20 protein-coding genes are annotated in these 21993 nt (G+C 66.7%); 8 read left to right on the top strand and 12 right to left on the bottom strand.

From position 1 onward, the window contains the following. The 7 genes from tssI to xapA form a co-directional block, all read right to left on the bottom strand. Window positions 1–2787 (bottom strand): type VI secretion system tip protein VgrG, encoded by a 2787-nt coding sequence (gene tssI / locus IM543_06300; GenBank protein ID QOY95470.1) that lies wholly within the window; start codon window positions 2785–2787, stop codon window positions 1–3. A gap of 205 nt (window positions 2788–2992) precedes the next feature. Next, window positions 2993–3397 (bottom strand): cytidine deaminase, encoded by a 405-nt coding sequence (locus tag IM543_06295; GenBank protein QOY95469.1) that lies wholly within the window; start codon window positions 3395–3397, stop codon window positions 2993–2995. A gap of 10 nt (window positions 3398–3407) precedes the next feature. Next, window positions 3408–4733 carry a thymidine phosphorylase gene (gene deoA / locus IM543_06290; protein QOY95468.1) on the bottom strand — a complete coding sequence of 442 codons (1326 nt, stop codon included), beginning with the start codon at window positions 4731–4733 and terminating at the stop codon, window positions 3408–3410. Between the two features lie 160 nt (window positions 4734–4893). Beyond that, window positions 4894–7254 (bottom strand): aldehyde dehydrogenase family protein, encoded by a 2361-nt coding sequence (locus tag IM543_06285; GenBank protein QOY95467.1) that lies wholly within the window; start codon window positions 7252–7254, stop codon window positions 4894–4896. A 48-nt stretch (window positions 7255–7302) separates the two neighbouring features. Next, window positions 7303–8259: a deoxyribose-phosphate aldolase gene (gene deoC, locus IM543_06280; GenBank protein ID QOY95466.1), complete on the bottom strand. Its 957-nt coding sequence runs from the start codon at window positions 8257–8259 to the stop codon at window positions 7303–7305. Next, on the bottom strand, window positions 8256–9449 hold the full coding sequence (locus IM543_06275; GenBank protein QOY95465.1) for a phosphopentomutase: 1194 nt from the start codon (window positions 9447–9449) through the stop codon (window positions 8256–8258). The genes deoC and IM543_06275 overlap by 4 nt, the downstream gene beginning before the upstream one ends. 22 nt (window positions 9450–9471) lie before the next feature. Next, window positions 9472–10314 carry a xanthosine phosphorylase gene (gene xapA, locus IM543_06270; GenBank protein ID QOY95464.1) on the bottom strand — a complete coding sequence of 281 codons (843 nt, stop codon included), beginning with the start codon at window positions 10312–10314 and terminating at the stop codon, window positions 9472–9474. A gap of 305 nt (window positions 10315–10619) precedes the next feature. Here xapA and IM543_06265 point away from each other — a divergent pair, with 305 nt between their 5' ends. Genes IM543_06265 through IM543_06255 form a run of 3 tightly spaced genes read left to right on the top strand, consistent with a single transcriptional unit; the run spans window position 10620 to window position 13584 of the window. Next, window positions 10620–11732: a winged helix-turn-helix transcriptional regulator gene (locus IM543_06265; GenBank protein ID QOY95463.1), complete on the top strand. Its 1113-nt coding sequence runs from the start codon at window positions 10620–10622 to the stop codon at window positions 11730–11732. A gap of 3 nt (window positions 11733–11735) precedes the next feature. Further along, window positions 11736–12656, top strand: a complete 921-nt coding sequence (locus IM543_06260) for a pseudouridine-5'-phosphate glycosidase (GenBank protein QOY95462.1) — start codon at window positions 11736–11738, stop codon at window positions 12654–12656. A gap of 10 nt (window positions 12657–12666) precedes the next feature. Further along, window positions 12667–13584 (top strand): LysR family transcriptional regulator, encoded by a 918-nt coding sequence (locus IM543_06255; GenBank protein ID QOY95461.1) that lies wholly within the window; start codon window positions 12667–12669, stop codon window positions 13582–13584. Here the strand turns inward: IM543_06255 and IM543_06250 are convergent, their stop codons facing one another. Next, the gene (locus IM543_06250; GenBank protein ID QOY95460.1) at window positions 13585–13794 is read right to left on the bottom strand and encodes a hypothetical protein; all 210 of its coding nucleotides are present in this window, start codon (window positions 13792–13794) and stop codon (window positions 13585–13587) included. It lies immediately after the preceding gene. A gap of 235 nt (window positions 13795–14029) precedes the next feature. On the opposite strand from IM543_06250, the gene IM543_06245 reads away from it, so the two are divergent. Then, window positions 14030–14374 (top strand): hypothetical protein, encoded by a 345-nt coding sequence (locus IM543_06245; GenBank protein QOY96543.1) that lies wholly within the window; start codon window positions 14030–14032, stop codon window positions 14372–14374. Between the two features lie 57 nt (window positions 14375–14431). On the opposite strand, the gene pcp is transcribed toward IM543_06245, so the two are convergent. The 4 genes from pcp to IM543_06225 all read right to left on the bottom strand — a co-directional run bounded on the left by pcp (window position 14432) and on the right by IM543_06225 (window position 17122). Next, on the bottom strand, window positions 14432–15076 hold the full coding sequence (gene pcp, locus IM543_06240) for a pyroglutamyl-peptidase I (GenBank protein ID QOY95459.1): 645 nt from the start codon (window positions 15074–15076) through the stop codon (window positions 14432–14434). Then, window positions 15076–16029, bottom strand: a complete 954-nt coding sequence (locus IM543_06235) for a DUF979 domain-containing protein (protein QOY95458.1) — start codon at window positions 16027–16029, stop codon at window positions 15076–15078. The genes pcp and IM543_06235 overlap by 1 nt, the downstream gene beginning before the upstream one ends. Then, complete coding sequence (locus tag IM543_06230; GenBank protein ID QOY95457.1) at window positions 16026–16751, bottom strand: DUF969 domain-containing protein; 726 nt, start codon at window positions 16749–16751, stop codon at window positions 16026–16028. The genes IM543_06235 and IM543_06230 overlap by 4 nt, the downstream gene beginning before the upstream one ends. A gap of 68 nt (window positions 16752–16819) precedes the next feature. Further along, window positions 16820–17122 (bottom strand): YciI family protein, encoded by a 303-nt coding sequence (locus tag IM543_06225; protein ID QOY95456.1) that lies wholly within the window; start codon window positions 17120–17122, stop codon window positions 16820–16822. A gap of 158 nt (window positions 17123–17280) precedes the next feature. On the opposite strand from IM543_06225, the gene IM543_06220 reads away from it, so the two are divergent. The 4 genes from IM543_06220 to IM543_06205 all read left to right on the top strand — a co-directional run bounded on the left by IM543_06220 (window position 17281) and on the right by IM543_06205 (window position 21985). Then, window positions 17281–17817: a hypothetical protein gene (locus IM543_06220; protein QOY95455.1), complete on the top strand. Its 537-nt coding sequence runs from the start codon at window positions 17281–17283 to the stop codon at window positions 17815–17817. Between the two features lie 115 nt (window positions 17818–17932). After that, window positions 17933–18916 (top strand): alpha/beta hydrolase, encoded by a 984-nt coding sequence (locus IM543_06215; GenBank protein QOY95454.1) that lies wholly within the window; start codon window positions 17933–17935, stop codon window positions 18914–18916. Between the two features lie 386 nt (window positions 18917–19302). Then, entirely contained in the window at window positions 19303–20304 is a 1002-nt protein-coding gene (locus tag IM543_06210) for a BMP family ABC transporter substrate-binding protein (protein QOY95453.1), read from the top strand. 151 nt (window positions 20305–20455) lie between these two features. Continuing rightward, complete coding sequence (locus IM543_06205; protein QOY95452.1) at window positions 20456–21985, top strand: ABC transporter ATP-binding protein; 1530 nt, start codon at window positions 20456–20458, stop codon at window positions 21983–21985. Window positions 21986–21993 lie beyond the last annotated feature (8 nt).

Genomic DNA, 21993 nt, shown 5'->3' with positions numbered 1-21993 from the left:
TTACAATAAGGGGACGCTGCTGTCTCCTGCAGCCGCTGCTCCAGCAGCGCGCAGTTCGCACAATTTCAGCTCCCCCGGTTTTGGCAGCACTTTTTCTTGCTTGGTGCTCTGTGGCCCCGCCAACTCCTTCTTGCTCGCCTTGAACTCCACCTTCCCCGGCGCATGCACCTCGATATTCCCGCCCTCCAGCTTGATATACGCCCCCTGCGCCGTCAGCAGCACATGCTTCTTCGGCGCCGACACCGACACCGACCGGGTCACGCTCGCCACGGTAATCTTCTTGTCCGCCGTCAGCGAGGTCGGCCCCGACTGGCTCTGGCTACTGAACTTTCCGCTGGCAGCATGCAACTTGATCCCCACCTCCTGGTTCGGCTTGTCCTTGTTGGTCGCCTTGCCATAAGTGAACAGGCTGATGCCGCCCGCCGCGAGCGTGGCCATGCTCCCCTGCGCCACCATATTGATGTCCTGGCCGGCCACGATGCTGCTCGTCGTTCCCGCCGCCAGCACCGCGTCCGCCGGCGTGGTCACGACAATTCCCGCCGGGCTCGACAGTTGCAGATGCGGCTCGCTGTACGCCTCGACGGGCTGCTGGCCGCCTGAGGTCGCGCTCAGGACCTCGAGGCTGTGCGCCATCTGCCTGATCGCCGGGATCTCGTCCGGCGCCGCTTCGTCCTGCAGCCTGGCGTTATGTTTTTGCGCCAGGTCAGCAATGGAGACCTGCAAGCGGTGGCTCTCTTCGATCTGGCTGAGCGCCTCGCGCGCGTCGAGCAGCGTGCCGCGTCCGCCGTTGCGCGCGTCGGTCGACAGCAGCATTCCCTGCCCGGCGCGCAGGGCGACGCTGTGCGCCGTCTTCAGCTCCGCGCCGAAGCCGACCGTCTCCAGGCGCTCGTTGTCGCTCTGATGCCGCAGGTGGCCCAGGTTCAGTTCCGCGGCACCGTCGTGCTGTTTCGCATGGTGCTGCAAGCCGATGCGCGGCTGCCCGGGCGCGTCGTCGAACACCAGCTGGTTGTAGGCGCCGCTGCCGGCCTGGCTAGCTTGCATCGCCTGCGACTTGAACCCGGACAGGACCGCCGCGTGCGCATGGCCGCCCCGCTCGCCCGGGAACCATGGCGCCGCATTGCCGGTGGCCGCGGCCGCGCCATAGGCGACCCGGTTGTGCGCGGCATCCGGCTGCCCGCGGCCGTTGTACAGGCTGCCGATCACCACCGGGCGGTCGATATCGCCTTCGAGGAAATCGACCAGCACTTCCTGGCCGATCCGCGGCAGCATGTTGCTGCCCCAGTTGGCGCCGGCCAGGGGCGTGGCCACGCGCACCCAGGTCCCGGCGCTGTCGTCGCCCGGTGCACCGGTATGCCCTTCCGGGGAAGGATGTCCCAGGCGGCTATGGCTGGCGGCGCCGCGCTGCCAGTGGAACTGGACCTTGATGCGATGGTCCCGGTCGGTGTGGATCACGGCGCCGGGCGGGCCGACCACGATCGCGGTTTGCTGGCCACGCACGGTCGGGCGTGGATGAAGGCGTTGGCCGTGCCCGTCGTTCGCAAGGCTGCGGTAAGGCACCCGCGCCGGGATTGCGTCGACCCGGTTGCGGTACAGCGGCCGTTCGTCGCCGGGTCGCCGGGCTGTGAGCAGGGGCTCGGCCGCTCCCGCCCGCGCCACCGCGCCCTGGCCCAGCAACTTGGCGACGCCATCGAGCATGTCCGCGCTCAGGTTGTTGTGCATCAGGTGCACCGCCCGCAGGATGAGGAAAGTACGGGCGTCGTCGTGATCCACCCGGTCGAACTGCGCGTGGCCGTGCAGGGTAAAGGTGGTGCCGGGCCCGAAGGTCCGCACGGTCCCGGCACCGACGTGGACGCGCCGCGCCGCTTCGATCGCTTCGATCTGGTTTTCCACGACGCGCTCGCCCTGCGCGCGGTCTTCCCAGGCGTAGAGTCCCGGACTATCCCGGCTGCACAGCAGGGCCTCGCCCGCATCGGCGCCCGCGGCCGCCACCTGGCGCCGGCGCGCCGTCCGGTAGTCCCAGCTGTCCATCTCGATGGCATTGGTCGACAGGCGCACTTCGGTGCGCCAGCGGTCGATGCTATCCAGCTTCATCACCGCACCGGGCCGGGTGAACGCGACCGAGGCCTGGACATTCGGCTTGAAGGCGCCGTTATGGTCGGCGATGACCATGGTATGGCTGCCGAGCAAAGCACTGTTCGGATCGCCGCTATGCTCGAAGAAGTAGAACAGGCCCTCCTCATGCATCAGCCGCTCAACAAAAGCGAGATCGCTCTCCTGGTATTGGGTGGTCAGGCTGCGCTTCGGATACCGCGCCCGGTCGGCCAGCTCGAAACGCCAGGCCGGCGCGATCCGGCCCCGTCCCGCGTAGCCGCCAAACACCACATCCAGGATGTCGAAGACGCTCATGTCCTGGAAGATCCGGCTGTCCCGGCCCAGCGAGAGAAACCGGCTCCAGGGTTCGATGGTCAGTACGTAGCGCGCGAAGCCGCCGTTCGCTCCCGTCATCTCGGCAGCGGTGACATAGCCGTGGAAGGGACGCAGCGCATCCCTGCTCTCGGCGGTGAGCAGCTGCACCAGCGCCACTTGCCCGAGCAGCGACCTGAGGGACACATGGGCATCCGTCGAGAGCGCGTCGATGCGCAAGCAGTAGCCCCGGCTGATGGCCTCTTCGCCGTGGACGCATTCGGCCACCAGGTCCTCGCCCAAAGGGGTGGTGAGCCGGATCAGGCGCGTGTCCTGGGTGAAGCGTGTGAACAATGCAAGCAGCTCGCTATCGTATGCTGGCATCCGGGCCTCCCTTCGTGCATGGCACAGTCATCCAGCGATTACACGTCCAGTTCGCAATCTTGCTGTTGAGAAGGATCAGGCTTGACGGAAAGCATTGCACTCTGCGCAACGTTTTCGGAAAAATCCGAGGCGGGCCCCGCACAAAACAAAAGCGCTGCCGTGTTGCCACGGTCAGCGCTTTTCACTACGACAGCAAGCTTGACGATTACTTGTTCAGGTCGCGCCCGCCGAACGCATTCGGCAGCTGCTCGGCCGCCGTGGTTTCGAACACGTCGCCTTTCAGGTTGGTCAGCACCACCGGCAGCGCATTGCCGCCCAGTTCCAGGATCACCTGGCGGCAGGCGCCGCAAGGGGCGATCGGGCCCTCGGTCTGGCCGATCACGGCCAGCGCCGCGAAGTCGCCCGGCTTGTAGCCGTTGGCGATGGCGCTGAAGAAGGCGGTGCGCTCGGCGCAGTTGCACAGGCCGTAGGCGGCGTTTTCCACGTTACAGCCGCGGAAGATGCGGCCGTCCTTGCATTCCAGCGCGGCGCCGACCTGGAACTGCGAGTACGGGGCGTAGGCCAGTTCGCGCGCGGCGCGGGCTTCGTCGATCAGTTTTGCGTAGGTCATGTCCGAGACCTTATTGAGGACGAATGGTACGGTAGATCATCGGCTCGGCCGCGGCTTTCTCGGCGCCGATCCGGTAAGCCGCCTGCACCTCGCGCACCGCCTGTTCGGCAGCCTGGCTGCTGCGTGCATGCACGGTGGCCAGCGGCTGTCCGACCGCAATCGCATCGCCCAGTTCCACCAGGTCGGTCAGGCCGACGGCGAAGTCGATCGTGTCTTGCGGACGCACGCGGCCGCCGCCCAGCGCCACCACCGCCAGGCCGAGGCCGCGGGTGTCGACCGAGGTCGCGTAGCCTGCCTGCAGGCTAGGCACCGGCACGATGACCGGGGCGCTCTCCAGGTACGCGTCCGGCTTGTCCATCAGGTCGGCCGGGCCGCCCAGGGCGCTGACCATGCGCGCGAAACGCTCGGCCGCCTCGCCGGAATCAAGCGCCGCCTGCAGCTTGGCGCGGGCCTCGCCTTCGTTGGCGGCCAGGCCCGAGATCACCAGCATCTCGGCGCACAGCGCCATCGTCACTTCGTGCAGGCGGCCTGGGCGCGACTTGCCGGTCAGGTAGTCGATCGCCACGCGCACTTCGACCGCGTTGCCGGCCGCGTGGCACAGCGACTCGTTCATGCCGGTCAGGATCGCCGAGGTGCGGGTGCCGGCGCCGTTGCCAACGGCGACGATGCTCTCGGCCAGCTCCACCGATTTTTCCATGCTCGGCATGAAGGCGCCGCTGCCGACCTTCACGTCCATCACCAGCGCATCCAGCCCGGCGGACAGCTTCTTGGACAGGATCGAGCCGGTGATCATGGCCACCGATTCGACGGTCGCCGTGGTGTCGCGGATGCTGTAGAAGCGCTTGTCGGCCGGCGCCAGCTGCGCGGTCTGGCCGATGATGGCCACGCCCACGTCCTTGACCACCTGGCGGAATTTTTCCGGATCCGGCACGGTGCTGTAGCCCGGGATCGAATCGAATTTGTCCAGGGTGCCGCCGGTATGGCCCAGGCCGCGGCCCGAGATCATCGGCACGAAGCCACCGCAGGCGGCGACCATGGGCCCCAGCATGAGCGACACCACGTCGCCGACGCCGCCGGTCGAGTGCTTGTCGACCACCGGGCCCGGCAGGTCCAGGGATTTCCATTCCAGGACCTGCCCGGAATCGCGCATCGCCAGCGTGAAGGCGACGCGTTCGTCCATGTTCATGTCATTGAAGTAGACCGCCATCGCCAGCGCGGCGATCTGGCCTTCGGTGGTGCTGCCGTCCGGGATGCCACGCACGAAGAACTGGATCTCTTCGGCGCTCAGGACGCCGCCGTCACGCTTCTTGCGGACGATTTCTTGGGGGAGGAACATTAGATGAGCCTTTCTATAACGTAGGGTGGGCGGCTTCGCCGCCCGCGCGTTCAAATCACGTATCCCGGCCTGCTCCGAGGCTGCTCATGGGCTGGTTGAACGCGCGGGCGGGAAACCCGCCCACCCTACAAATGCGTCAATTCAGACGCCAACAATTCAATCAGACGCCGTATGGAATCCAGATGTTTTTCACCTGGCTCGCATGCTGCAGCACGGTGCGGCCGCAGGCCTGCTTCGCATCGAACCAGTCACGGCCCTTGGCGCCACCGACCCAGGTGCGCTTGAGCGACTCGCTTGACAGGCGCTCGACCTCCGCGCAACCCTCCGCCGAGCCGTCGTGGCGCCACACGGCGTCCACGTCCGAGTGCGATGCCAGCGTGCGCGCCAGTTCCGAGCTGGAGCCGGTCACGATGTTCAGCGCGCCGCCCGGCAGGTCCGAGGTGTCGAGCACCTGGTACAGGTCTGTCGCAGACAATGGCGCCGTTTCCGACGGCACCGCCACCACGCGGTTGCCCAGCGCCAGCGCCGGGGCCACCAGCGAGATGAAGCCCAGCAGCGGGTTCTCGTTCGGGCAGATGATGCCGATCACGCCGACCGGCTCGTTCAGGGCCACGGTGATGCCGTGCATCGGCGGCTGGTGGGCCGCGCCGTCGTACTTGTCGCACCAGGCGGCCCAGTAGAACAGGCGCTCGATCGATGCCTGCACTTCGCGTGCGGCGTCTTTCGAACCGGTCTGCGCGGCGATGCGCTGGGCGAATTCGTCGGCGCGGATCGCCAGGTTCTCGGCGATGTAGTACAGCACCTGGGCGCGGTTGTGCGCGGTCGCTTTCGACCAGCCGGACGCCTTGTGCGCCGCTTCCACGGCATTGCGGATGTCCTTGCGGTTGCCTTCGCCCACGTCGGCCAGGAAGGAAGCATTGGCGCCGTTGATGGCGCGGCTGTAGGCGCCGTCCGGGCGGGTCTGCTTGCCGCCGATGTAGAGCTTGGCGGTGCGGTCGACGGCGAACGGCGCGGTTGCCAGATTCGCTTCGTCCGATGCCTTCACACGGCCTTTTTCAGCAACGACCGGCGCGGCCGGGCGTGCATCTTCCGACAACGGGGTCAGGTACTCGTACATGCCCTCCTTGCCGCCTTCGCGGCCGAAGCCCGATTCCTTGTAGCCGCCGAAGCCGCAGGCCGCGTCGAACTGGTTGGCGGTGTTGATCCACACCACGCCGGCCTTGATCTGCGGCGCCACGTCCAGCGCCAGCGAGATCGATTCCGACCACACGCAGGCGGCCAGGCCGTACACGGTGTTGTTGGCCAGCTGCACCGCTTCGCTCGGGGTGCGGAAGCTCATCGCCACCAGCACCGGGCCGAAGATCTCGGCCTGCGCCACGGCGGCCGAGGTCGACGCGCCCGTGATCAGGGTCGGCAGGTACCACGAGCCCGCGACCGGGGCTTCGCAGCTTGGTTGCCACACGTCGCAGCCTTCGCTGCGTGCCGACTCCACCAGCGCGTGGATGCGCTGCTGCTGGATCGGATCGACCAGCGCGCCGATGTCGTTCGATTTGTCGAGCGGCGAGCCGACGCGCAGGTTCTGCATGCGCGCTTTCACCTTGGCGATGAAGCGCTCGTACACCGATTCCTGCACCAGCAGGCGCGAGCCGGCGCAGCACACCTGGCCCTGGTTGAACCAGATCGAATCGACCAGGCCTTCGACGGCCGCGTCAAGGTCGGCGTCGTCGAACACGATGAAGGGCGACTTGCCGCCCAGTTCCAGCGACAGCTTCTTGCCGGTGCCGGCGGTGGCCTTCCTGATGATGCGGCCGACTTCGGTCGAGCCGGTAAAGGCCAGCTTGTCGATGCCCGGGTGATTCACGATGGCTTCGCCCACGGCGCCGTCGCCGGTGACGATGTTGACCACGCCGGCCGGCACGCCGGCCTGCTGGCAGATCTCGGCGAACAGCAGCGCGGTGAGCGGCGTGAACTCGGCCGGCTTGAACACGACGGTGTTACCGGCAGCCAAGGCCGGGGCGATCTTCCATGCCAGCATCAGGAGCGGGAAGTTCCACGGTACGATCTGGCCGACCACGCCGACGGCGCGGTAGTCAGCGAATTCTTCCGATTGCAGCTGGGCCCAGCCGGCGTGGTGGTAGAAGTGGCGGCTTGCCAACGGCAGGTCGGCATCGCGGGTTTCGCGGATGGTCTTGCCGTTGTCCAGGGTCTCGAGCACCGCGAACAGGCGCGCATGCTTCTGCAGCAGGCGCGCCAGCGCGTACATGACGCGCGCGCGGCCATGGCCACCCAGGGCCACCCAGCCCGGCTGGGCGCGGCGCGCGGCCTGCACGGCGCGTTCCACGTCGTCGCTGGTCGCCTGGGTCACCTGGGCCAGCTCGCTGGCGTCGGCCGGGTTGCTGGTCGCAAAAGTCGACGCGGCTTCGGTCCACGCGCCGTCGATGAACAGGCCGAAACGGCGTCCATGCTGGTCCAGCCACGCGTGCGCTTCCTTGGTGCTTTCTGGTGCGGGGCCGTAATCCATAGTCTGAAAAATCTCTTTAATAGTTGGCATGACGAGTCCGTTGCTGTTTTATGGTTGCGCGTGGCGATGGGCGGCCGAGTAGTTGCCGGTCACGTAGTGTTCGAGCTGGCGTTCGATGTCGGTCATCAGGCTCGACGCGCCGATGCGGAACAGGTGCGGCTGCAGCCAGTCGTTGCCGAGTTCTTCCTTCATCACGGTCAGGTACTGCAGCGCCGCCTTGGCGGTGGACACGCCGCCGGCCGGCTTGTAGCCGACCTGGAAGCCGGTCTGCTCGTAGTAGTCGCGGATCGCGCGGGTCATCACCAGCGACACCGGAATGGTGGCGTTGACGCCTTCCTTGCCGGTCGAGGTCTTGATGAAATCGGCGCCGGCCATCATGCAGACCATCGAGGCCTTGGCCACGTTGTCCAGGGTGACGATGTCGCCGGTGGCCAGGATCGCCTTCACGTGCGCCTCGCCGCAAGCCTGGCGGTAAGCCAGCATCTCGTCGTACAGGGCTTGCCAGTTGCCAGTCAATACGTGCTGGCGGGTGATCACGATGTCGATTTCGGTGGCGCCGGCGGCGACGCTCAGTTCGATCTCGCGCAGCTTGGTTTCCAGGCTCGACAGGCCGGCCGGGAACGCGGTCGACACCGCGGCGATCGGCAGGCGGCCCTGCAGGATGTTCACGGCCGGCGCGATCATCTCGTGGTACACGCAGACCGCGCCGGTGGTGAGCGATTCCAGGCCGAGGGCCTGCATCAGGTCGGCGCGCAGCGGGCGCATCGCCTTCATGCACAGGCGCTCGACGCGGCCCGGGGTGTCGTCGCCGCCCAGGGTGGTCAGGTCCATGCACTCGACCGCGCGGACCAGCCAGGCGGCCTGGTATTCCTTCTTGACGGTGCGGCGGTTCGCCAGGCTGGCGGCGCGGCGGTCGGCCGCGTTGCGGTTCACCTTGACGTGCTTGACCAGGCCGAGGTCGAGGCCGACGGCGGTGTTACGTTTGAAATCCAGGGGCTGGGTCATAGCAGTGCGGTTCCGTTCGAAAGTGGTTTGACGCCAAGGTGCTTGGCGAGCGTTGCGCCGATGTCGGAGAAGGTATTTGCGGTCGGCAGTTCCTGCGGGGCGACGTTCGGACCGAAGAAGATCATCGGGATGTGCTCGCGGGTGTGGTCCGAGCCCGGCGCGGTCGGGTCGCAGCCATGGTCGGCGGTGATGACGACCAGGTCGCCATCCTGCAGCTTGGCCACGAATTCGGGCAGGCGCGCATCGAGTTCGTGCAGCGCATTCGCATAGCCGGCGACGTCGCGGCGGTGGCCGAAGTGCATGTCGAAGTCGACGAAGTTGACGAACGTGAGCGACTTCGCGGGCGCGCTGTCGGCCACTTCGAGCAGGCGGTCGAACAGGGCCATGTTGTCGGCGCCCTTGATCAGCTGGGTCACGCCCTGGGCCGCGAAGATGTCGCTGATCTTGCCCAGCGCGATCACTTCGCCGCCCGCGTCCTTGACGTGGTCGAGCAGGGTCGGCGCGGTGGGCGGCACGGCGTAGTCGTGGCGGTTGCTGGTGCGCTTGTAGTCGCCGTTCGCGCCCGTGAACGGACGCGCGATCACGCGGCCGATGTTGTAGGGCTTGACCAGTTCATACGCGGCTTCGCAGACTTCGTACAGGCGCTCGAGGCCGAAGTGCTCTTCGTGCGCGGCGATCTGCAGCACCGAGTCGGCCGAGGTGTACAGGATCGGTTTGCCGGTCGCCACGTGCTCGTCGCCCAGCTCGTTGATGATGGTGGTGCCCGAAGCGTGGCAGTTGCCGAGCCAGCCCGGCACGCCGGTCAAGGCCTGCAGCTTGTCGGTCAACTCTTGCGGGAAGGACGGCACGGTCTTCGGGAAGTAGCCCCAGTCGAACAGCACCGGCACGCCGGCGATCTCCCAGTGACCGCTCTGCGTGTCCTTGCCGGTCGACTGCTCGCGGGCGGCGCCCCAGGCGCCGCTGAAACCCTCGCGCAGGCCGAAGCCCGCGGCCCATTCGCCGCTGGCCTTGTGCGCGGCGGCGGCCAGGCCGAGTCGTTCGAGATTCGGCAGCGCCATCGGCTTGCCTTCTTTCGCGGCCCATTCTGCAATGTGGCCGAAGGTGTTGGCACCTAGATCGCCGTACTTGTCGGCATCGGGCAAGGCGCCCAGGCCGAACGAGTCAAGCAGGAGGATGAATGCGCGTGACATGGATCGCTCGCTCTCCAAAAAGTTAGGCTTCGCCGCGTGGGCTTGCACCCAGGCGCTCGATGAAGGAATGGATCAGGGTGACCAGGTCCTTGGCCGCGATCGCGGCGTACTTCAGGGTCTGTTCGTGCGACAGCGGGAATGGGGTCAATCCCTCGGCCAGGTTGGTAATCGCCGAGATGCCGGCCACCTTCAGGCCGCAGTGGCGCGCCGAGATCACTTCCGGCACCACCGACATGCCGACCACGTCGGCGCCCATCGTCTTGAAGGCGCGGATCTCGGCGGCGGTCTCGAAGTTCGGGCCCGGGCAGGCCAGGTACACGCCTTCGTTCAGGGTGATGCCCTTGCCTGCCGCGGTTTCCTTGATCAGGGCGCGCAGGTCGGCGTCGTAGGCGTTGGCCATGCTGAAGAAGCGCGGGCCGAAACGCTCGTCGTTCGGGCCGGCCATCGGGCTGCCCGGCAGCAGGTTGATGTGATCGGTCAGGACCACGACGCTGCCCGCATCCACTTCGGGACGCAGCGAGCCGGCGGCATTGGTCACCAGCAGCATCTCGCAGCCGATCAGCTTGAAGGTGCGCACCGCGGACGTCATCACGGCCGCGCCGTAGCCTTCGTAGAAGTGGCCGCGGCCCTTCATGCACACCACCGGCACGCCGGCCAGGGTACCCAGCACCAGTTCGCCCGCGTGGCCGTGCACGGTGCTGATCGGGAAGCCCGGCAGGTCGGCATAGCTGATCGAGACCGCATCCGTCATCTGCTCGGCCAGCACACCCAGGCCCGAGCCCAGGATCAGTGCGGCGCGCGGCTGGAAACCGGGTTTGCGGGCCTGGATGACTTCTGCTGCTTCGAATGGGGTATTGCTGAACATGGTGGTCCTTGTGTGCGGAAACGGGAGACGTGAGGAGGGGCCGATACTGCAGTTGTTCCATCAACTGCTACCCACATTGAGCAATGAGCAATGAGCAGTGAGGACATATCAGCCGGAATATTATAACTATGCATGAGGCCCGATATGTATGGCAAATACCATTTTTCTTGTCGATTTATTGGTTTATAAAATAAATCTGAGGATGGATCGTCAAGCAGCGCTGGCGACAGCGCAGATAAGCTTTGACACCGGCAAAACATTTGTCTAGTATCGATGAACATTTGTTTAACCCGATGCGATGCCCCGTGACCGAGCTGCCCAAAAAAGAACAGTTGTATGAGCTGATCCGCGCGAATCCCTTCATTTCGCAGCAGGACCTTGCCACCCAACTGGGGCTGTCGCGCTCGGCCGTGGCCAATTACATCGCCACCCTGGTGCGCGAACGCCGCATCCTGGGACGGGCCTACGTGCTGCCCGACCGGCGCCCGGTGCTGTGCATCGGCGCCTCGAACCTGGACCGCAAGCTGCGCAGCATCGGCCAGCTGGTGCTCGGCAGCTCCAACCCGGCCTCGCAGGACGAATCCTTCGGCGGCGTGGCCCGCAACATCGCCGAGAACCTGGCCCGCCTGGGGACGCCCACGGCCCTGATCACGGCGGTCGGCAACGACGCCTCCGGCCGCGCCCTGCTCGCCCATGCCGAACAGGCCGGCATCGACACGCGCGGCGCGCTGCGCCTGGATGGCATGAGCAGCGGCACCTACACCGCGGTGCTGGACCAGCACGGCGAGATGGTGGTGGCGCTGGCCGACATGGCCCTCAACGACAGGCTCACGCCGGACTTCCTCGCCACCCGGGAGCATCAGCGCGCCGGCGCCGCCCTGGTGGTGGCCGACCTGAACCTGCCCCACGATACGATCGCCGCCCTGCTCGACGATGCGGCGCGCGACGGCGTCCCGCTGGTGCTGGTGGCGGTCTCGGTGCCGAAGATGGCGCGCCTGCCGCAGCAGTTGCGCGGCCTGCGCCTGCTGATCCTGAACGAAGGCGAGCTGGCCGCGCGCGTCGGGCGCACGCTCGACAGCGAGGCCGCCATCGGCGCCGCCTGTCTCGAACTGCAGCGGCAGGGTGTGCAGGACCTGGTCGTCACGCGCGGGGCGCAGGGCGTCATGTACACCGCTTCCTCGGGCCTGGTGCGCCTGGACGCGCCGCCGGTCGAGATCGTCGACGTCACCGGCGCGGGCGACGCCTTTGCGGCCGCCGTCTGCTGGTCGCTGCACGGCGCCGGCGAGGACGCCGACCTCGGCCTCGCCTGCCGCCGCGGGCTGCGGCTCTCCGCCACCACCATCGCCTGCGCGCAGACCGTCTGCGCCACCCTCGCAGCCGGCCACCTGGACCCGCTCAACGAAACCGTACTGGACTAACACATGCAATCCTTCCTCCTGTTCTCGCCCGAAGTCACCAGCGCGCGCGCCGCCGGCAAGCCCGTCGTCGCGCTCGAATCGACCATCATCTCGCACGGCATGCCCTATCCGCAGAACGTGCGCACCGCGCGCGAGGTGGAGCAGATCATCCGCGACGCCGGCGCCGTGCCGGCCACGATCGCCATCATCGACGGCAAGATCTGCGTCGGCCTGTCGGACCAGCAGCTCGAGCTGCTGGGTTCCTCTCCCGACGCGATGAAAGTCAGCCGCCGCGACCTGGCCTACGTGCTGTCGCAGAAGCGCCTGGGCGCCACCACCGTGGCCGCGACCATGATCTGCGCGCAACTGGCCGGCATCGAAGTGTTCGTCACCGGCGGCATCGGCGGCGTGCACCGCGGCGCCGAGACCAGCTTCGACATCTCGGCCGACCTGCAGGAGCTCAGCCGGACCAGCGTGGCGGTGGTGTGCGCCGGCGTGAAGTCGATCCTGGACATCGGCCTGACCCTCGAATACCTGGAAACCCAGGGCGTGCCGGTACTGAGCGTCGGCCAGCCGGGCTTCCCGGCCTTCTTTACCCGCGAGAGCGGCTTCCAGGCCGACTTCCAGCTCGACACGCCTGCGGAACAAGCCTCCTTCATCCGCACCAAGTGGCAGCTCGGCCTGCAAGGGGGCGTGGTGGTGAGCAATCCGGTGCCGCCGGACGCCGCGATGCCGGCCGCGGAAATCGACGCCATCATCGCCCAGGCCCTGGGCGAAGCCGATGCGCAGGGCGTCAAGGGCAAGGCGGTAACCCCCTTCCTGCTGGCCCGCATCAAGGAACTGACGCAGGGACGCAGCCTGGCGACCAACATCGCCCTGGTCAAGCACAACGCGCTGGTCGGCGCACGCCTGGCCGTGGCGCTCGGCGCCAATCCGGCCGCCTGACCGGCACCCCATGTCGATCGACCTGAAACAGCTGCGCTACTTCCTGGCGGTAGCCGAAGAGAAAAGCTTCTCGCGCGCGGCCGAGCGCCTGCACATCTCGCAGCCGCCGCTGAGCCAGCAGATCATGAAGCTCGAAGCCGAACTCGGGGTGCGCCTGTTCACGCGCACCACGCGCAGCTTCGAGCTGACCGTGGCCGGCAAGGCGCTGATGCTCGAGGCGGCCGAACTGCTGGCCAAGATGCGCATGACGATCGACACCATTCGCCAGATCGACCGCGGCGAAGTCGGCCGCCTGCGCGTGGGCATCGTCGGCTCGGCCATGTGGGGGCCGATCCCGGCCCTGCTGGAGCAGTTCCAGAGCCAGTATCCGCGCGTGACCTGGACCATCCACGAACTGGGGCCGAACGACCAGTGGGAAGCGCTGCGCGCCAGGCAGATCGACGTCGGCTTCTGGCGCGAGCCGCGCATCGAACCCGATGTGCTGAAGCAGGCCAACCTGCGCCAGGACCTGTGCTTCCAGGAGAACGTGTGCGTGGCGATCAACGCCAGGCATCCGCTGGCGCAGCACGATGCCATCGAACTGATCGACATCGCCCACGAGCCGATGCTCACCCTGCACCTGGACCAGTCGGCCGAGCCGCGCTACCTGATCCAGTGCTGCGTCAACGCCGGCTTCCAGCCGACCATTTTCCAGGAAGCGGCCGAACCCCAGACCCTGCTGGCGATGGTGGGCGCGGGCCTGGGCGTGGCGCTGCTGCCCCAGACCACCAGCCGGATCGGCTGGCCGGGCGTGCGCTTCCTGCCGATCCGGACCAATCCGCCCTCGGCGAATCTCTATATCAGCTACCCGGTGGAAGGCGATGCGCCGGTGGTGCGCGCCTTCCTGAACATCCTGTTCCCGGAAGAGAAGACCGCCGGCGGCGCCTGATCACTGGCGCTTGATCTCCACCGCCACGGTATTGAGCGAGGCGATCTGGTGGCGCCGTTCGACCGGGCGGGTCAGCACGCGCATCGTGATCTCGAGCGGCACCCCGAGCCTGGCCAGCTCGGTCGCGGCGCGCGGGCGGCCCTCGCTGGCCGCTTCGTGCACGGCGGCGTCGATCAGCAGCGCGGTCTTGTAATCGGTTCGTCGGTCCATTGATCCATCCTAACATCGCCCCGGCGCGCACTCCAAGGCAATCGCCCTTTGGCAAAACTTATTGCAAGGCCCCGCTCCATAAATTTTATTGCAAAGGCAAGTTTTTCTTCATTCTGCGTTACTTTGCGCACCGTTCTCGGCAGAGCCTTGGTGCAAACTCTTGTCAAAAGATGAATAACTTGAACCCTTTTACAAGGAGCACACTATGAAGACCACCGCCACCATTTCCGCCCTGATGCTTGCTGTTGCCGTGATGGCTACCGGCTGCAAGAAGGCCGACGACAATCCGAACATGGGCCCGGCACAGGAAGCCGGCGCTGCCATCGACGCAACGGCGGCCAACGCTGCCCAGGAAACCCGCGAAGCGGCGCAGCGCGTCGAGAACGCCACCGAAAACGCTGCCGAACGCGTCGACGCCGCCGCCGAACGCGCCGGCGAGAACATCGAGCAGGCCGGCGCCGAAGTGAAGCAGGAAACCAAGGAAGCCGCTGCCGAAGTCGAGCAGGCAGCCGACAAAGTGGGCGACAAGACCGGTGCCGCGCTGGAGCGCGCCGGCGAGAAGCTGCAGGAAAAGCGTTAATTGCCGAAGTAAGTCCGGGGCCCACGCCCCGGATCGTGGCGCACCTCGACGGGCGGCCTAGTGGGTCGCTCCGCCGACGTGCGCCACATCGCGTTGCACGTTCACGGCTGTTTCGACCGCCGTCATGATGCCGAGGATGATGTCGTCCAGCGCCATCGACGGCGGATCGTCCGGCCTTTCCTCGGCCTGCTCCGGCAGGAAAGGCACGTGGATGAAGCCCGCCCGCACCGGCCTGCCGGCCGTGTGGTGCATCAGGCCATAGAACACATGGTTGCATACGAAGGTGCCCGCGGTCTGCGACACCCCCGCCTTCAGTCCCTGCCCGCGCATCGCCGCCACCATCGCCTTGATCGGCAAGGTGCTGAAGTAGGCCGCCGGTCCGCCTTCGTGGATCGGACGGTCCACCGGCTGCCGGCCAGCATTGTCGAGGATGGCGGCGTCGTCGACGTTGATCGCCACCCGCTCCACCGAGATCTCCCCTCGCCCGCCGGCCTGGCCGACGGCGATCACGATATCCGGCCGGAGCTCGTCCACCATCGCGCACAGCAGCCCATTGGCCTGTCCGAACACGCAGGGCAACTGGCGCGCCTCGACGCGGAAGTTCGGGCCGCTCCACCCGTCGAGCGCGCGCACGGCCTCCCACGCGGGGTTGATGCGCGCCTTGTTGAACGGCTCGAAGCCGGTAAGCAGGACAGTGTTCATCATCGATTCATCAGGAAGTACAGCAGGAAGATGTTGGCCACCAGTAGCGGCAGCGCGGTCGGGATCTGGGCCCGGATCACGGCGTTCTTGTCGGGCAGGTCGAGCAGTGCGGCCGGCACGATGTTGAAATTGGCCGCCATCGGCGTCATCAAGGTGCCGCAATAGGCGCTGAACATGCCGATCGCCGCCATCACGGCCGGGTTGGCGCCGTAGACCCCGACCAGCACCGGGATGCCGACGCCGCCCGCCATCACCGGGAAGGCGGCGAAGCCGTTGCCCATCACGACCGTGAACAGCGCCATGCCGATGCAGAACACCGCGACCGCCAGGAAGCGCGAATCCATGTCGATGTAGGAAGTGGTCACGTGCGCCACCGCCTTGCCCACGCCGGCCTCGGCGAACAGCAGGCCGAGCACCGCCAGCATATGCGGCAGCACGACGGCCCAGCCCATCGCATCGACCAGGCGGCGCGCTTCGCGCACGCCCTGCAGCGGCGTGGACCGGGTCAGCCAGCAGGCCGCGCCCAGGGCCACCAGCGCGGCGACGCCGAGGCTGACCAGGGTCAGGTGCCCCGGGTCGAGCAGCGCCAGGCCGCCGACCCGCACATCCTTGAACAGGGTGGCGCCGAGCATGGTCACCAGCGGCAGCAGCAGGGCCGGGATGAACAGCCGGTTGCCGAGCCGGGCGCCGGCGGCGCGGCGCTGCGCTTCCGGCGGCACGGCCGGCTTGCCGGCGCCGACGCCCCCGAAGCCGGCCACCAGCGCCATCAGGATCATCAGCGCGCCGACCAGGCTCGGTGGCAGGCGCTCGCCCGCCAGGTAGACCAGCGCGTACAGGCCCCAGAACAGCGCGGTCGTGACGCGGCGCGGATTGCTCCGGTCGCGCAGGTTCAGCCAGGCCACGGCCGCGAACAGCAGGCCGACCAGCAGGTAGAAGTGATCGAGCGTGATCATGCCCGGGTCGCCTCCGGCTCCGTCCCATGGGCCGCGCCTGTCATCTCGCGACGGATACGGGCGTCGAGGCGGCCCAGGTTCCAGGCATGGATGATGAAGGCCGTGATCGCGGTCGGGATGCCCCACAGGGCCATGTGCAGCGGATTGACCGTGATGCCCTCGGCCTGCAGGATGGTCTGCATCAGCACGATGGCGCCGAAGGCCACGAAAATGTCTTCGCCGAAGAACAGGCCGACGTTGTCGGTGGCGGCGGCCATGGCGCGGATGCGGTGGCGCAGGGGTTCGGGCAGGTTGCCATAGGTGGTTTCGGCCGCGGCTTCGGCCATCGGCGCCACCAGCGGGCGCACCATCGAGGCCTGGCCGCCCAGGCTGGTGAGACCGGCGGCGGCCGAGGTCTCGCGTGCGAACAGGTAGACGACCAGGAGCCGCCCGGCGGTGGCTGAGCGCACCTTGCCGATCGCGGCCTGGGCGCGCTCGCGCAGACCGGCGCGCTCCAGCAGGCCGATCGCGGCCAGCGGCAGCAACAGGATCAGCGGCAGGTTGCGGGTCTTGACGAAAGCGGCGCCGAGCGCGGCGAGGATGCCCTCCACCGGCATCGCGGCGGCAAAGCCGGTGACGCCGCAGGCGGCCACCACCACCAGCACGGGATGCGCGCGCAGCAGGAACCCGGCGACGATGACCGCGACGCCGAGCAGCGGCCACAGGTTGACGGCAGATTGCATGAATTCTCCGGCTCTTGACAGCCGGGGAATCTTACCTGAAGTTCAGTGCATATTTGCCGTCGGCAAACTCATTCGGGGCGGACCGGCGTCAAGGCATCGTCGCCCACCACCGTATTCCACTGGCGCACATGGAAAGCGCGCACCAGGCCGTGGATGACGTAGGGGTCCCTGGCGGCGAACATCTGCACCGGTTCGGCGCTGTCGCAGCTGAACATCAGGACCGCCCGGTCGGCCGGGTCGGCCAGCGCACCGGCGATCACCAGCTCGCCGCGCTGCTGCGCTTCCCAGGCCTGCTTCAGGTGCGCGTCGCGGAATGCGCCGCGGCGTTCGAGGTAGTCGGGAGCGAGGTCATACATGAGCAGATAGTGCACGGGATCTCCAGTCAGGTGCGGCGTGCGGGAAAGCGTCTCGATCTTACCCGATCTGCTGCGTGCATGTCACCCGCCCCGGGGGCGGCCAAGCGTGCGTGTCGCTCCAGGCGTCTATGTCACACTCGCGGCGATAACCCGTCATCAGCCAGGAGACCGTCATGCAACAGACCACCATCGCCGGCCATTCGCTGCGTTCGATCCTGATCGCCGCGCCCACCGTCCTGATTCCCTTCGGTTTCATCCTGCACGCCATGCATCGCGCCACCGGCGACACCGACTACGCCAAGGCCTCCTATTACAGCATGGTGGGCGGCGTGGCCGGCGGCCTCGCCGCCAGCGTGGTCGGCGCCATCGACTATTCCGGCGAGAAGCCGCAGGGCCAGCTGAAACACGACGGCCAGATGCGCGCCGCGCTTACCGGCGCCGCCATGCTCGCCAATACCGCCAACCTGATCCTGCGCCGCGAAGGCCGTCATGAGCAAGGCGGCTCGGTGTTCCTGTCGGCCCTGGCGGCCGCCGGCACCCTGGCGGCAAGATGGTTCGACGACCGCATCGAGGCCGAGCGCGGCCACGGCGGCTCCGCCAGCGCCGGGGTCGACAACGCGGGCCAGGACGTGCGCATCGACCACAGCGCGCCCGATGTCGAACAGTATGTCGCCGCCGGCCCGACCACCACCCTGCATCCACCGCAGTAAGGCAGAGTCCGCCGCTGTTGCAATAATCCAACTGTTCCACAACTCATCCACTTGGTGAGCCACTGAGCGAAGTGCCGCACAGAACAAATTTGTGCGACAGGGGTAGACTGGGAACATGGACACCTCAAAGAAAATGGCCGCGGGGATCACAGGATTTGCCAGTTTTTTATGGCTGACCCTGACTGCGGCCGTGGCGGCCAACCAGCGCCGCCTGGTGTTCAATCCCTGCATTACCCCGGAAGTCGAAAGCCCGCGCAGCACCGGCCATCGCACCCGCCCGATCGTCCTGCGCGCCAAGGACGGCACCCGCCTCTCCGGCTGGCTGCTGACCCCGCTCGTTCCCGGCCCGCGCCCCGCGGTGATGTACTTCGGCGGCCGTTCCGAAGAAGTGTCCTGGGTCGCGCGCGACGCCGGCAAGCTGTTCCCCGGCATGACCGTGCTGGCCATGAACTATCGCGGCTATGGCCAGTCGCACGGCGTCCCGGCCGAGATCCACATGATCGAAGACGGCTGCACCCTGTTCGACTGGCTGGCCGCCCTCGGCCAGGTCGACGCCGCGCGCATCGCCGTGGTCGGCCGCAGCCTGGGCTCGGGCGTCGCGGTGCAGGTGGCCAAGGCGCGCCCGGCGCACTCGGTGGTCCTGATCACGCCCTACGACTCGATCCTGGCCATCGCCAAGCGGCGCTTCCGTGTGATGCCGATCGAATACATGCTGCGCCACCGCTTCGAGTCGATCAAGCACGCGCCCTCGCTCAAGGCGCCCACCTATGTGCTGCGCGCATCCGAAGACGACGTGGTGCCGCACTCGCACACCGACCAGCTGGTGCAGAAGCTGGCCACCCTGGTGGCCGACGACACGGTGCCCGGTTCGGACCACATGAACATCCCCTACCTCGAAGCGACCCAGGCGCTGATCGCCGGCTTCCTGACCCGCCAGTTCGCCAAGCCCGCGGCCACGCCGCAACTCCCCCCCGCCGACAGTGCCGTACAGGGCGCGCCGATCACGGTCGAGGTCGGCCAAGAAGTCGGCCCCAAGCCAGCCGGCGTCACGCTGGCGGCCCTGCCGGCGACCGGCACGATGAGCGCCGTAGCAAAATAATTGCTGAAAATTGTCAGCAGTTATATTTCCTTAGAATAAATTGCCAAGTAAAATCGTATTTGTCATCAATATGTCGCTTGATGCATATTTGACAGGCTGAGCTGCGTACATCCGGGTTTTCCTTATTGCGCGGCATCGCGGTCATTGTTTCGGCTCCAGGCCTGTGCTCTCTGTCGCTCCTGTTGTAGATGAGCTACATGCACCATGCGCTGTCGAGAGAAACAATTACCGAGATACAAATTGTCACCACGCGTGCGCCCCACGGCTGACACAATGCGTTTCGCATTGCCGGCCCCGACGGCGCCGTTGGCGATGCAGCTTGCGCAGCCCGTTCCTCGCTCACTGTTGGGCCGGGTACAATATCGACATTCCCAGGAGCCTCATTCATGAAACTCAAGCAACTCACCATGACCATCGCCGCGCTGTGCGTCGCAGGCAGCGCCGCCGCAGCACCGGGCGCACCGAAGCTGGGCATGGTCTACGATGCGGGCGGCAAGTTCGACAAATCGTTCAACCAGTCGGCCTTCGAAGGCCTGCAGCGCTTCACCAAGGAGACCGGCATCAAGGTCTTCGAAGTGCAGGCCAACAGCGATACCCAGGCCGAGCAGGTGATGCGCGGCCTCGCACGCAAGAAGGTCGACCTGATCGCGGCGATCGGCTTCTCGCAGACCCAGGCGGTCCAGAAGGTTGCCAAGGAATACCCGAACGTGCGCTTCGTGCTGATCGACAGCATCGCGCAGGGTAACAACATCAACTCGGTGATGTTCAAGGAGCAGGAAGGCTCCTACCTGGTCGGCGTCGCCGCCGCCATGGCCTCCAAGACGCACAAGCTGGGCTTCGTCGGCGGCATGGACATCCCGCTGATCCGCGCCTTCGCCTGCGGCTACAGCCAGGGCGCCAAGGCCCAGTATCCGAAGACCGAGATCATGCAGAACATGGTCGGCACCACCGCCGCGGCCTGGAACGATCCGGCCAAGGGCGGCGAGCTGGCACGCGCGCAGTTCGATCGCGGCGCCGACGTGGTGTTCGCGGTGGCCGGCGGCAGCGGCATGGGCGCACTGCAGATGGCCAAGACCAAGGGCAAGCTGGCGATCGGCGTCGATTCGAACCAGAACTACCTGCACCCGGGCACGATGCTGACCTCGATGGTCAAGCGCGTCGATGTCGCCGTCTATGACTCGTTCATGGCGATGAAGAACGGCAACTGGAAACCGGGCGTCACCTACAAGGGCCTGAAGGAAGGCGGCGTGGACTGGGTCCTGGACAAGGACAACCGTGCGGTCGTCTCGCCGGCGATCGAAAAGCGCGTCAACGCCGTGCGCAGCGACATCATCAACGGCAAGATCAAGGTCATCGACTACCGCGCCGCAGGCAGCTGCCCGGTCTGATTCGACCATTCCATGACAAAGCGCGCCGCGCCGGTGTACCCGGCCCGGCGCGCTTTTGAATGCAGGGCACGGCGCGTCTGGACGCCCGTATCGACGCTCGATTCGCCGCTCGATCCACAGCTCATTTACCACCCCTTTACTACTGATCGCAATGCAGCCAGCCGTAGAATTTCGCAACATCAGCAAGGCCTTCGGGCCCGTGCAGGCGAACGCTGACGTCAGCTTCTCGATCGCCAAAGGCTCGATCCACGGTGTGATCGGCGAGAATGGCGCGGGCAAGTCCACCCTCATGAGCATCCTGTACGGCTACTACAACGCCGACAGCGGCCAGCTCCTGATCGACGGCCAGGAACGCCAGATCCGCACCTCGTTCGAGGCGATCGCGCTGGGCATCGGCATGGTCCACCAGCACTTCATGCTGGTCGAGAACATGACCGTGCTCGACAACGTCATGCTCGGCACCGAGGGCGGGTTCAAGCTAGCTGCCAAGCGCAAGGAGACCGAGGCGAAGCTGCGCGAGATCTGCGCCAGGTACCGCCTCGACGTCGACCCGCTCGCCACCATCCACGATTTGTCGGTGGGCGAGCAGCAGCGCGTCGAGATCCTCAAGCAGATCTACCGCAGCGCCGAGATCCTGATCCTGGACGAGCCGACCGCGGTCCTCACCGCCCAGGAAATCGCCTCGCTGTTCGAGATCCTGCGCCTGTTCAAGGAACAGGGCAAGACCATCATCCTGATCACCCACAAGCTGGGCGAGATCATGGAGATCACCGACCAGGTGACGGTGATGCGCGCCGGCCGCGTGGCCGGCGCCGTGGCCACCCGCGACAGCTCGAAGGAACAGCTGGCCAACATGATGGTCGGCCGCCCGATCGAGGGCAACCTGCCGCGCAAGCCCTTCAATCCGGGCGCGCCGGTGCTGCAGGTCAGCGGCCTGCAGCTGGAAGACAAGAACAAGGTCAGGCTGCTTGCCGACATCGACCTCACCGTGCGCGCCGGCGAGATCGTGGCGATTGCCGGCGTGTCGGGCAACGGCCAGAGCGAACTGCTGGAAATCCTGTCGGGCATGCGCCTGCCGAGCGCCGGCCGGGTCGCCTTCCTCGGCCAGGAACTGCCCTATGCGCGTCGCTCGAACGCCGACGGCCTGCCCGCCGAATTCCGCGCGCTCGGCATCGGCCACGTGCCGGAAGACCGCCTGCGCGACGGCGTCATCAAGGACTTCTCGGTCATGCAGAACACCGTGTTCGGCTACCAGGACCGCGTGAAGAACAAGCTCGGCCTGTTCGACTTCGAGGCCATCGCCAAGCGCTGCGCGCACCTGCTGGAAGCCTTCGACGTGCGTCCGAAGAATCCGGACATGCGCATCGGCCTGCTGTCAGGCGGTAACCAGCAGAAGGTCGTGATCGCGCGCGAAGTGTCGGCCAGCCCGAAGCTGATGCTGGTCGGCCAGCCGACCCGCGGGGTCGACATCGGCACCATCGAAAGCATCCACACCCAGCTGCTGCGCCTGCGCGACGAAGGCGTGGCGATCCTGCTGGTCTCGACCGAACTCGAAGAAGTGCGCGCGCTGGCCGACCGGATCGTGGTCGTATCAGGCGGCCGCATCACCGGCGAGTTGAACATCGACGAATTCGATACCACCCGCATCGGCCTGTTGATGGGCGGGATGCACAAGCACTAGTTGTTAGC

The sequence above is a fragment of the Massilia sp. UMI-21 genome (assembly GCA_015277795.1).
Classification (GTDB): domain Bacteria; phylum Pseudomonadota; class Gammaproteobacteria; order Burkholderiales; family Burkholderiaceae_D; genus Telluria.
Note: the sequence above shows the minus strand (reverse complement) of the source record. Positions and strands in the feature narration are given on the sequence as shown.